Genomic DNA, 12,378 nt, shown 5'->3' with positions numbered 1-12,378 from the left:
CACGCGGTCTGCTTGCTCGCCGTACAAGGCGCCGGACAACGGCCGCACACCTTTTCGCCGACCCCGGCGCGGTGACGCTGTGCGTGGGCGGCGGGTGGGGTTATGAAAGGCGGCGGGGGGCGGCGTCCAGGCGGGGGCCTGTGGGGGCGCGGAGGTGGGCTCGGGCGGCTAGGACGATGACGCCTGACTCGCCGACGAGGACCTGGTCGAGGTCGAGTCTGGCCACCTCCGGCAGGTCGCCGGCCAGGCGGCCGACGCGGACCAGGAGGTCTTCCAGGGCGTCCACGGCGACGGGCGGGTAACCGTACTCGCCGAAGAGCAGGGGCGCGGCCCGCACTGACCTGACCAGACCGGCGGCGTCCTCGGCCGTGAGTGGGGCGAGGCGGAACCCCTGGTCGAGCAGGAGCCGCGCGGTGACCTCGCCGAGCCCGAACGACACGACAGGGCCGAAGGCGGGGTCCTCGACCACGCTGACCACGGTCGGCACCGCCGGCTGGGGCGCCATGCGCTGGACGGCCAGCTCCACGTCGTCGCCGAGCTGGGCGGCGAACTCGGAGTAGGCATGGCGGACGCTGTCGGGTCCCGCCAGGCCGAGCCGTACGGTGCCCGCGCGGCGGGAGGCGTCGGGGTCGGCCACCTTGAGCACGACCGGCCAGCCCAGCCGCCCGGCGGCCTCGACCGCCTCGTCGGGCGAGCGGACGATGTCGGCGGGCCAGACGTCGAGCCCGTAGCAGGTCAGGAGCTGGGCGGCGTCCCATTCGCCCTCGGTCATCTCCCCGACGAGAGCCCTGGCGCGCGAGGTGGAGATGTCCTCCAGCGCGGGCGGCGGCACGAGCGGTTGCGCCCGCCATTGGGCATATTTCGCGACGTGGGCTAGGGCTCTGACCGCCTCCTCAGGCGCGGCGTAGGAGGGGATCGAGCCCCGCGACGGCGTGGCCCCGTCGCCGACCCGCAGATCGGGATGCATCCCGAGATACCCCTCGAAGGTGGCAAGCACCGGCTTGCCCGAGTCGCGCGAGACCCGCAGCAGTTCGGTCGCCACGTCGGAGGCCGCGCCGGGGATCGGCGGCATGTAGACCACCACGGCCGCGTCCACCTCGGGGGAGCCGAGCTCGCCGGCGAGAGCCGTACCGAACTCCGCGGCGCCGGCGGCCGCGCCGAGGTTGACCGGCGGGCGGGGCTCCAGCCCGGCCGTGATGCAGGCGTCGACGGCGAGCAGCCCGAGCGCGTCGGAGTTGGTGACCAGCCCGACCCGCGGCCCGGCGGGCAGCGGCTGGTAGGCCAGCAGCTGGCCGACGTCGAAGAGCTGGATCAGGTCGTCCACCCGGATCAGCCCGGACTGCGAGAACAGCGAGCTGATCGCCGAATCGGGCAGCCGCAGCGACTCGGCGGAGTGGCTGCCCGGGGTGCCGCCGCTCTTGACCACCACGATCGGCTTGTCGCGGGAGATACGGCGGGCCAGGCGGGTGAACTTGCGCGGGTTGCCCAGGGACTCCAGGTAGAGCAGGATCACCTCGGTCGAGGGGTCCTCCTCCCAGTACTGCAGCAGGTCGTTGCCCGACACGTCGGCCCTGTTGCCCGCCGAGACGAACGTGGAGATGCCCATCCCCCGCTGCGCCACCCGCTGCAGCAGCGCGGTGCCGAGGGCACCTGACTGGCTGAAGAAGCCGACCCGGCCCCGGCCCGGCACGGTGGCGGCCAGCGTGGCGTTGAGCCTGACCGCCGGGTCGGTGTTGGCGATGCCCAGGCAGTTGGGCCCCACCACCCGCAGGCCGTACGCGCGGGCGATGCGGGCCAGCTCGTCCTGGCGGGCGCGCCCCTCGGCGCCGGTCTCGCCGAAGCCGGAGGAGACCACGACCAGCCCGTGCACGCCCTTTTCCGCGCATTCCTTGACGACGTCGATCACGCCGTCCGCGGGCACGGCAACGACGGCCAGGTCGACGTCGCCGTCGATGGCGTTGACGCTCGGATAGGCGCGCACACCCGCCACGGCCCGCACCTCACGGTGCACCGGATAGACGGGCCCGGTGAAGTCGGCGGCCAGCAGGTTGCGCAGCACTGTCTGGCCGACGCCGCCCGGCTCGCGGGAGGCGCCGATGACGGCGACCGAGCCGGGTGACAGCAGCCGCCCGATGGACCTGGCCTCGGCCCTGTGCTCGCGGGCCGTGGTCACCTCGGCGGCCGTCTCGGTCGGGGTCAGGTCGAGCGTCATGCGCACGACGCCGTCGGCGAAGCGGCTCTCGGCGGTGTATCCGGCCTGGCGCAGCACGCCCATCATCTTCATGTTGGCGGGCAGCACGTCGGCGATGAAGCGCTGGATGCCGTTCTCGCGGGCGGTGGCGGCCAGGTGCTCGAGCAGGACGGAGGCCACGCCGCGCCCCTGGTGGGCGTCCTCGACGAGGAAGGCAACCTCCGCCTCGGCCTCGTCGGTCCTGTCGTAGCGGATGACGGCCACCATCTCGGTGCCGATCGTGGCGATCAGCGCGACCCGGTTGACGTAGTCGACGTTGGTGAACCAGGTCACTTCCTTGTCGGTCAGCCGCGGCCTCGGCCCGAAGAACCGGAAATAGATCGATTCGTCCGACAAGCGGGAGTAGAAGGCGAGGAGTCGATCGGCGTCGGCGGGCCTGATGGGCCGCACGTGAGCGGTGCCGCCGTCGGCCAGGACGACGTCCGCCTCCCAGTGAGCCGGATACTGAGCCTCCACAGTCCCGAGGGTACCTGCAGGCGCTATTGGGCAACGCTTGTGCATCGAAGGGTGCCAGTGTCCGAGGTCCGGCCCACGGGCAGGCTGGGAGCTGTTACTTTTGCCGTGGCCAGGCTCGTTCTGAAGGCAGCAAGGTGGTGGCATCATGACGCGGGTCGTCGTGGTGGGCGATCTCATGACCGACGCGGTCGCGCGCGCCCGTTATGCGCTCGCCAGAGCGAGCGACACTCCGGCGATCGTGACGATGCACGGTGGCGGCTCCGGGGCGAACATCGCCTCCTGGTTGGCCGTGGAAGGCGCGGAGGTGGCGTTCATCGGCCGCCGTGGCGCCGACATCACCGGTCGTAACCGCGACATGGAGCTGATGGGCTACGGCGTCGACGCCCGTCTGGTCATGGATCCTGAGCGCCCCACCGGCACCTGCGTGGTGCTCGTCACGCACAAGGGCGAGCGCACGATGCTGTCCGACCCGGGTGCCAACGCCGCGCTGTCGTCGGAGGACCTGCCGCGCGACCTGTTCAACGGCGGCGGCCACCTGCACCTGTCCGGCTACACGCTGATCAACGAGGGCTCCCGCGACGCCGGGATGGCCGCGCTGGACATGGCGCGCCGGTCGGGGATGTCCATCTCGGTCGACTGCTCCTCCTCCGCGCCGCTGGAGCGCACCGGGGCCGAGCCGTTCCTGGAGTGGACGAACGGGGCCAAGCTGCTGTTCGCCAACGCCGACCAGGCGCGCGTCCTGACCGGGCGCGACGAGCCGGAGGCGGCGGCCAAGGTGCTGACGGCCTGGTTCCCGCAGGTCGTGATCAAGATGAACGCCGACGGCGCGCTCTGGTACACCAACGGGCGTCCCGACCCGGTGCACGTCGCGGCCGAGCCGGTCGACCGGATCATCGACGGCACGGGCGCCGGTGACGCCTTCTGCGCCGGGTTCCTGCCGTCGTGGCTGGAGGGCAAGCCGCCCGCGGAGTCGCTGTCCGCCGGGTGCCGCCTGGCCGCCAAGGCCATCGCCCACCTGGGCGCCCGCCCTCGCCTGTAGATTCCTCATCCCGTACGGCAGGCCCGCCACCGTCGATCCCGTGGTGGACGACTACGGGGGTCAGCTGACCGTGGCCAGCGCCAGCGGCAGCACGGCGGGGGCTCCCGCGTGCCGGACCAGGGCAGTGGCCAGCGTCATCGTCCACCCCGTGTCGATGCGGTCGTCGACCAGCAGCACCGGGCCGCCACACCCGGCGATCGCGGCTCCGAGCTCGCGCGGCATCGCCAGCGTGCCGCGGACCGCCTGGACCCGCTTGGCACTGTTGAACTGCTGGCCGGGCGGCCCCGAACGGTAGCCGAGCTCGCCCAGATACGTCAGCCGCCCCACGGACGCCAGCCGCTCGGCGAACCCGCGCACGAGCTGCGGCCGCGAGGCGGAGGGCACGTTGACCACGGCCACGGGCCGTTCCTGCCAGTCCCACGACGACAGCACCTGGATCACCGCCTTGAACATGTCGTCGGCCATCGCCTGGTCGGGCCCGTTGAACAGCTCGCGCAGCCGGTTTCCCCAGCCGATGTCGGTCAGGCGGCCGAGCGCCCGCCCCGGCTGTGCGCCCAGCTCGGGCTTGATCCTGCCGGACAGGTCGGCCAGGCCGCTCGGCCACTGCCTGCGCGCCTCCACCTCGACGCCGGGCCTGCCCAGGCGCTCCCGGGCGGCGTCGACGGCCTGGCCGGCAACCTCGGCCGATCGGTGGTTTCCCGTGCAGTTGTCGCAGCGCCCGCACGGCGCGGCCGCGTCGTCGTCGAGGTGGCGCCGCAGGTACTCCTCGCGGCACTCGGTCGTCGTCAGGTAGCCGAGCATCGCCTCCTGCTCGGCCCGGCGCTCTGCGGAGATGCGGGCGTAGCGCTCGGTGTCGTACTCCCACTCCTGGCCGGTGGCCTGCCAGCCGCCCTTGACCCGCCTGACGGCGCCGTCGACGTCGAGGACCTTCAGCATCATCTCCAGGCGGCTGCGGCTCAGGTCGACCGCGGTCTCCAGCGCCGGGGTGGACATCACGCCGCCCTCCTCCAGCGCCGCCAGCGTGGCCCGGACGACGGACTCCGGCGGGAACGCCAGCGAGGCGAAGTAGGCCCAGATGTCGCGATCCTCGGTGCCGGGCAGCAGGATCACCTCTGCCCGCTCCACGCCGCGGCCCGCCCTGCCGACCTGCTGGTAGTAGGCGACGGGCGACTGGGGCGCGCCCACGTGGACGACAAAGCCCAGGTCGGGCTTGTCGAAGCCCATGCCGAGCGCGCTGGTGGCCACCAGCGCCTTGATCTTGTTGTTGAGCAGCGCCTCCTCGGCCTCCAGCCGCTCGGCCGGGTCGGTCTGACCGGTGTAGGCGGCCACCTCGTGGCCCTGCTCGCGCAGGTAGCCGGCGATCTCGTGGGCGGCGGCCACGGTCAGCGTGTAGACGATCCCGGAGCCTTGGAGCTCGCGCAGGGTCTGGGCCAGCCATGCCAGCCGCTGCTCCGCCGTGGCCTGCCGTACGACGCTCAGGTGCAGGCTGTCTCGCTCGAGCGGGCCGCGCAGCACGACGGCCTCGTCGACCCCTGTCGCCTCCAGCTGCTCGGCCACGTCGCGGGTCACCCGCGCGTTGGCGGTCGCCGTGGTCGCCAGCACCGGGATCCCGGGCGGCAGCTCGCGGAACAGCGTCGCCAGCCTGCGGTAGTCGGGGCGGAAGTCGTGGCCCCAGTCGGAGATGCAGTGCGCCTCGTCGACCACGACGAGCCCGGCGCTCTCAGCCAGCTCGGGCAGCACGTTGTCGCGGAAGTCCGGGTTGTTCAGCCGCTCGGGGCTGACCAGCAGCACGTCGACCTCGCCGTCGGCGACCCTGCCGTAGATCTCCTCCCACGCCTCCGGATTGGCCGAGTTGATCGTCACGGCGCGGATGCCGGCCCGCTCGGCGGCGGCGATCTGGTTGCGCATCAGCGCCAGCAGCGGCGACACGATGACGGTCGGGCCCTCGCCCATGTCGCGCAGCAGCCCGGTCGCCACGAAGTAGACGGCCGACTTGCCCCATCCGGTGCGCTGCACCACGAGGACCCGGCGTCGCTCCACGACCAGCGCCTGGATGGCGGCCCACTGGTCGTCGCGCAGCCGCGCGTGGTCCCCGGCGAGGGCGCGCAGCCGCTCCTCGGCCTCGTCCCGCAGCATTCCGGCATCAGGGGCGTCAATCATGTGCTCCTTGTTACCACCTCCCGCCGACGCTTTTCTCCACTTGCCTGTTTGCTCGCTGCTGTCGTACGGCGAAGCCGCCCCACCACCACCCGCCGCACTCCGGCTCGGCACTGTCCAGGAGACGCTCCTCCGGTGATGCGGGGTTGCGCGCCGTTACGCCGCTTCGTCACCCATTTCCCGCAGGGGCGGTGGGGTGGTGTGCGGGGTCATCCGGCGCCCTGTGCGGCGGGCGAGGGGGACCGTTGTGCCCGGGAAATGAAACGCACAGGGCGCCGGGGACAGGGGGACCGTGGTGCCCGGGTCACGAGGCGCCGTGACGGCGAGAACCGGCGCCGACTCGCCGCGAGCGCCGGTCGCGGGCCCTCGGCGGACGACGGCGGGCGGCCGGTTGCGGCGGCCCGCCGTACAGGATCACCGTGGAAGATCAGGCCAGAGACAACCTGAAGTGTCAGGATTTATCACCATGTTCGGCGAAGGCGTTGACGGTGACGCGGTGCATGCGGCGTCGTTCGGTGTAGTCCGCGACCGCGTAGTGCTGCGTGGGACGGTTGTCCCAGAAGGCCAGCGTGCCCGGCGCCCACCTGAGGCGGCACTGGAACTCGGGCGAGCGGATGTGGTCGATCAGCATCGGCAGCAGCGCCTCGTTCTCCCGGTCGGAGAGGCCGACCAGGCGCGTGGTCGAGGCCCGGTTGACGAACAGCGCCTTGCGCCCCGTCTCGGCGTGCACCCGGACCACGGGACGCTCGAGCGGCGGCCACTTGGCCTGGACCTCCGCCAGGTCGAAGGGGTGCCCCTTGGAGATGGCCTTCTTCATCGACATCGTGATGTCGTGCACGGCCGTCAGCTCGTCACACAGGCGCTGCAGCGGCTTCGACAGCGACTCGTAGGCCAGGTAGGTGTTGGCCCAGCAGGTGTCGCCGCCCACGCTCGGCAGCTGGACGCAGCGCAGCAGTGACCCCATCGGCGGCGTCGGCTCGAAGGTGTTGTCGCTGTGCCACTCGTCCCCGCCCTCGCCCTTGGGGGAAGTCTGGTCGAGCACGTGGATGGGGCTGCCGGAGTCCTTCTTGAAGGCCGGGTGATTGAGCGTGCCGAAGTTCAACGCGAACTGCAGGTGCTGCTCGTCGTCGATGTGCTGATCGCGGAAGAACAGCACGAGGTGCTTCAGCCACCCCTCCCGGAGCGTCGCCACCTCTTCCTGGGCAAGCGGTTTGCGCAGATCAACGCCCGTCACCTCGGCGCCGATGTGCTTGGTCACGGGGTGAAACTCAATCATGCCCGGACCATATAACCAAGCAATTGCTTGGTCAAGTACGATTCGTGTCGCGGGCACCCGTGCTTCTTCGGCACAATGTTCGACATGGCCCGACGCACGACAGCACCCCCGCCGGAGGATTTCGAGGAGCGGATCGTCGACATCGACGTGTCCGCCGAGATGCGCGCCAGCTATCTCGAGTACGCCTACTCGGTGATCTACCAGCGCGCCCTCCCCGACGCCCGCGACGGTCTCAAGCCCGTCCAGCGCCGCATCCTCTATTCGATGAGCGAGATGGGGCTGCGTCCCGACCGGGGCCACGTCAAGTCCTCGCGCGTCGTCGGCGACGTGATGGGCAAGCTGCACCCCCACGGTGACAGCGCCATCTACGACGCCCTGGTACGGCTGGCACAGCCGTTCTCCATGCGCCTGCCACTGGTCGACGGCCACGGCAACTTCGGCTCCCCCGACGACATGCCGGCCGCCATGCGTTACACCGAGGCCAGGCTCGCCCCGCCCGCGATGCTCATGGTGGAGTCGCTGGACGAGGACACGGTCGACTTCAAGCCCAACTACGACGGGCAGGAGACCGAGCCCACGGTCATGCCGTCGGCGTTTCCGAACCTGCTCGTCAACGGCACCACCGGCATCGCGGTCGGCATGGCCACGAACATGGCGCCGCACAACCTCGGCGAGGTCGTGGCCGCCGCCCGGCACCTGATCAAGAAGCCGGAGGCCACGCTCGACGAGCTGATGCGCTTCGTGCCCGGGCCCGACCTGCCGACCGGCGGCTCGATCATCGGCCTGCAGGGCGTCCGCGACGCCTACGAGACCGGGCGCGGCACGTTCCGCATGCGCGCCAAGGCCACCGTCGAGCAGATCACCCCGCGGCGCAAGGGCATCGTCGTCACCGAACTGCCCTACAACGTCGGCCCCGAGCGCGTGGTCACCAAGATCAAGGAGCTGGTGACCTCCAAGAGGCTGGCCGGCATCAGCGACCTGAAGGACCTCACCGACCGGCACAAGGGCCTGCGCCTGGTCATCGAGATCAAGAACGGCTTCATCCCCGAGGCGGTGCTTGAGGAGCTCTACCGGCTCACGCCGATGGAGGAGACCTTCGGCATCAACAACGTCGCGCTCGTCGACGGCGAGCCGCGCACGCTGGGCCTGCGCGAGCTGCTGCAGGTCTACGTCGACCACCGCCTCGAGGTCGTCCGCCGGCGCTCCGAGTACCGGCGCCGCAAGCGGCAGGAGCGCCTGCACCTGGTCGACGGCCTGATCATCGCGCTGCTCAACATCGACGAGGTCATCCAGGTCATCCGCTCAAGCGACGACTCCGCCCAGGCGCGCAGCCGCCTGATGGACGTGTTCGAGCTGTCGGAGATCCAGGCGGCCTACATCCTCGACACGCCGCTGCGCCGCCTCACCAAGTTCGACAAGCTCGAGCTCGACAGCGAGAAGTCGGTGCTGAGCGAGGAGATCGCCGAGCTGACCGAGATCCTGTCCTCCGAGACGCGGCTGCGCCAGGTGGCCTCGGGCGAGCTGGCCGAGGTGGCCAAGAAGTACGGCACACCGCGCCGTACCGTCCTGCTCGAGTCGTCCGGCGTGGAGCGCAACGCGGCCGTGTCCCTGGAGGTGGCCGACGACCCGTGCCTGGTGATGCTGTCGTCCACCGGACTGCTGGCGCGCACCAGCGACGCCTCTCCCCTGTCGGGCGAGGGCGAGCGGTCCGCCCACGACGTGCTGGTCTCGGTGGTGCGCAGTTCCGTCCGGGGCAACGTGGGGGTGGTGACGTCGCAGGGCCGCATGATCCGGGTGAACGTGGTCGACTTGCCCACGCTGCCCCCGTCGGCGAACCCGCCGTCGGTGTCGGGCGGTCACCCCGTGTCCGAGTACGTGTCCCTGACCCCTGACGAGATCGTGGTCGGGCTGGGGTCGTTGGATCCCGACGGGCCCGGGCTCGCCGTCGGCACCGCCCAGGGCGTGGTCAAACGGGTGGTGCCCGAATATCCGGGCAACCGCGACGACTTCGAGGTGATCACCCTCAAGGACGGCGACCGCGTGGTCGGGGCCGTCGAGCTCGAATCCGAGGACCACGACCTGGTGTTCATCTCCTCGGACGCCCAGCTGCTGCGCTACCCCGCCTCGCAGGTCCGCCCGCAGGGGCGCCCCGCCGGAGGCATGGCCGGGATCCGCCTCGACGGCGACGCGTCCGTCGTCTGGTTCGGCGTGGTCGACCCCGCGCGCCCGGCCCAGGTGGTCACGGTGGCCGGCTCGGCCACCGCCCTGCCGGGTACCCAGGTCGGCGGGGGCAAGGTGTCCGACTACGCCGAGTTCCCCGCCAAGGGCCGCGCCACCGGCGGCGTCCGCGCCCAGCGCTTCCTCAAGGGTGAAGACGTCCTGCTGCTCGCCTGGGCGGGTCCGGCCCCGGCCAAGGCCGTCTCGGCCACCGGCAAGCCCATCCCGCTCCCCGAGGAGATCGGCCGCCGGGACGGCTCGGGAGTCCGCCTCACCCACACCATCGGCGCCATCGGCGGCTCCCTCGGCGCCTAAGGACAAGGCCCTCGCCTTCGGCAGCGCTTCGCGCTTGTCAGCTGTGGGCTGTTCTTAGTGGGGGGCCGAGCCCCCCACTACCCCCTGGCAGGGGCGCGCCCCTGCACCCGCGCCGACCTCGCCTCCGGCTCGGGCTGTGATTGATTAGGTGCGGGGGCTCCGCCCCCGCACCCCACACGCACCTCCGGCGCGATCCCCCGCCCGAACCCGCCATGGCGGCCGGGGCCATCTGCCGAGTCGGAGACCGGGCTTTGTCGCATGGAAGAGGGCATCTTCATGGTGAGATGTAAGGGGACGACGAGGGGAGCGTGACATGGATCAGACGCAGATCGCCCGGGTCGCTGAAGAGCTGTACCAGGAGATGGAACGGGGCGAGCGCCCCGAGCTGAAGATCGAGACGTTGGCGGGCCAGATCGTCATGCAGGCCGCCCCCTCTTGGCAGAACAGCTTCATCGCATCCCGGGTTGAGCGGCAGCTCGCAGCAGCGTACGAGCCGGGGAGCTATGTGTTGCAGGAGGCTGGAGTCCTCCTGCCCGACGGGTCTGAGCCGCGCCCCGACGTCGTGGTCCTGCACGGACTGCCCGCATCGAACGGCCGGTTGACCGCTGACCTGGTGGACGTGGTGGTCGAGGTGGCCTCCCAGAGCAACAGCGACAACAACTACGTCACCAAGCGACGCCTTTACGCGGCGGCAGGCATCCCCGAGTACTTGATCATTGACCCCGGCAAGGGCGTGTGTACCTATCTGGCCAAGCCCCGGCACGAGGGGTGGGCATCGATGACGGGATATGACTTCGGCGAAGCGATCAAGCTAGCCGGAGCTGTCATCGAGACCTCCGGTCTTCCCCGCGTGAGCTGACGACGATCAGGTCTGCCGGCGGAGTGGTGTCACCATTCTGAGAATCCGGGCGCCTGCTGCCATACGACGGTGTGGTGCCGGGTGCTGGGGAGGCCATTGATCCTGGACGCGTCGCTGTAGTGTTCCTGCAGCCCTTCCAGAGTCAGCCACGAGTCCATGGTGAGGAACTCGACAGGTTCAACGGATTCGGCGGTCCTCTTACCGCCATCGTGGCGCGCGTTCGATGCGGGCCGGGCGACGATGACGTCAGCGCGTCGCACGAACAGCGCATGGGAGACCTGCCCGCGTCGCCGCGCCGCGGGCAGGGTGGAGACCGCGAATTCGGTCAACGCTGTGATCGCCGCGCTCGCAGATGGGGCGGGTCTGCGTGTCATCGCGATGAACGGTGCGGTGGTGCCGCTGGGAGCAGGGACCCAGAAGGTGAATCCGCCGGGCGCGGGCGTCCATTCTGATTCCTCACGCGAGGAGTACAGCCGGTCTCCGGCCTCCTGCGCCGACGGGTTGGAGAAGAACGCCTCCATGCCGTCCGGCTCCGCCCAGCGGTCGACGAACAGCAACTCGTCGGGCTTGGCGGCGAACCCGGTGTCCACGCCGTCGGCCGGCGTATAGACGTTGTGGCTCAGATCCCCGAGCGAACGGGCGATCTCGATCCCTGGCTGGGGACCGCCGGAGATGAACGCGTTGTGCATCGCCCTGGCCTCGTCCAGGGTCGAGGCGATGATGCCGCGCGTGATGTGCAGGTTCGGGGGCTCCATGACTGTCTCCATCCTTGCGTCGTAACTGTCCTCGCAACGCACGGTAGCTGGCCACAGTCCGGAGCTTCTATGCCGTGTAGTCTCCAAAATATGTCCAATCGTCCAGAGGTCGCTCCCGCTGTGGATGTGCTCGCCGACGTGCTCGGCTCTCTCGATCTGCGCGGCTGGCTCCACTCACGCACCGAGATCGTTCCGCCGTGGCGATTCGACTTCATGGCCAGCCACGACAGCGTCTTCCACATCATCGGTTCAGGAGGCGGCTACCTGCTGGCCCCTGGCAGCCACGCTGGCCCCCTTCCGATCAGCGAAGGAGACGTCATCGTCTTCCCCTACGGTGACGCTCATGCGATCTGTGACGAGCCCGCCTCATCGGCCGTTCAGGAGGTGGCTCTGGACTACCACGCCAGCCGTGAGCATCAGGTCTTCCCGTTCGAGGGTGACGGCTCGAAATCGGTCATGCTCTGCGGCTCGTTCCGCATGGAGCACCACCGCCACCTGTCGCTGTTGCAGTCCCTGCCAAGGCTGATCCACATCCCGGCGGCGCAGGGCCGGCTGTCCCCGGACTTCGCCGGCATCGTGGATCTCATCGCGGCGGAATCGAGATCCCGCCGGCCCGGGGCGGAGGCGGTGCTGCGGCGACTCACCGAGATCTTCTTCATTCACATCATCAGGGCGTGGGTGGAACGACAGCCACCCGAAGCCGGGGGATGGTTGCGGGCACTGGAGGATCCGTCGATCAGCCGCGCGCTCGGTCTCATTCACCAAGCTCCGGGACGGCCATGGAACGTCACGGAACTCGCGGCGGCGGCCGGGCTGTCACGCTCGGCGTTCTCCGCACGTTTCACGCACATCGTGGGCGAGCCACCCATGAAGTACCTCACCCGGTGGCGGATGCACCGCGCCACCCGGCTCCTCGCCGGCGGCCACACCATCCCGATCATCGCAGGTCGACTCGGATACGACTCCGAGATCGCCTTCCGCAAGGCCTTCAAACGTCAGATCGGCGTCCCCCCAGGCAGATACCGCACGCCGCCTCAGGCGGACTCGCGCTGA

Annotated in this window: 8 protein-coding genes; 4 read left to right on the top strand and 4 right to left on the bottom strand. The window is 70.3% G+C overall.

The features are described from left to right. Window positions 1-100: 100 nt before the first annotated feature. The gene (locus ACIBHX_RS01340; RefSeq protein ID WP_397063085.1) at window positions 101-2,752 is read right to left on the bottom strand and encodes a GNAT family N-acetyltransferase; all 2,652 of its coding nucleotides are present in this window, start codon (window positions 2,750-2,752) and stop codon (window positions 101-103) included. A 100-nt stretch (window positions 2,753-2,852) separates the two neighbouring features. Between ACIBHX_RS01340 and ACIBHX_RS01335 the strand changes: the two genes are divergently transcribed. Further along, window positions 2,853-3,746, top strand: coding sequence for a carbohydrate kinase family protein (locus tag ACIBHX_RS01335; protein ID WP_397063083.1), 894 nt, complete (start codon window positions 2,853-2,855; stop codon window positions 3,744-3,746). A gap of 60 nt (window positions 3,747-3,806) precedes the next feature. Here the strand turns inward: ACIBHX_RS01335 and ACIBHX_RS01330 are convergent, their stop codons facing one another. Continuing rightward, complete coding sequence (locus ACIBHX_RS01330) at window positions 3,807-5,906, bottom strand: RecQ family ATP-dependent DNA helicase (protein WP_397063081.1); 2,100 nt, start codon at window positions 5,904-5,906, stop codon at window positions 3,807-3,809. A gap of 448 nt (window positions 5,907-6,354) precedes the next feature. Then, entirely contained in the window at window positions 6,355-7,179 is an 825-nt protein-coding gene (locus ACIBHX_RS01325) for a TauD/TfdA dioxygenase family protein (protein ID WP_397063079.1), read from the bottom strand. 84 nt (window positions 7,180-7,263) lie between these two features. On the opposite strand from ACIBHX_RS01325, the gene ACIBHX_RS01320 reads away from it, so the two are divergent. Further along, the gene (locus tag ACIBHX_RS01320; RefSeq protein WP_397063077.1) at window positions 7,264-9,711 is read left to right on the top strand and encodes a DNA topoisomerase (ATP-hydrolyzing) subunit A; all 2,448 of its coding nucleotides are present in this window, start codon (window positions 7,264-7,266) and stop codon (window positions 9,709-9,711) included. Window positions 9,712-10,024: 313 nt separating this feature from the next. After that, the gene (locus tag ACIBHX_RS01315) at window positions 10,025-10,570 is read left to right on the top strand and encodes a Uma2 family endonuclease (RefSeq protein ID WP_397063075.1); all 546 of its coding nucleotides are present in this window, start codon (window positions 10,025-10,027) and stop codon (window positions 10,568-10,570) included. 29 nt (window positions 10,571-10,599) lie between these two features. Here ACIBHX_RS01315 and ACIBHX_RS01310 read toward each other — a convergent pair whose 3' ends face one another. After that, a complete protein-coding gene (locus ACIBHX_RS01310) occupies window positions 10,600-11,325 on the bottom strand; it encodes a hypothetical protein (RefSeq protein ID WP_397063073.1) in 726 nt (241 codons plus the stop codon). Between the two features lie 90 nt (window positions 11,326-11,415). Here ACIBHX_RS01310 and ACIBHX_RS01305 point away from each other — a divergent pair, with 90 nt between their 5' ends. Further along, a complete protein-coding gene (locus tag ACIBHX_RS01305) occupies window positions 11,416-12,378 on the top strand; it encodes an AraC family transcriptional regulator (protein WP_397063072.1) in 963 nt (320 codons plus the stop codon).

This window comes from Nonomuraea sp. NPDC050536, from assembly GCF_044457685.1.
GTDB lineage: Bacteria > Actinomycetota > Actinomycetes > Streptosporangiales > Streptosporangiaceae > Nonomuraea.
This window is presented reverse-complemented; position numbering and strand designations above follow the sequence as displayed.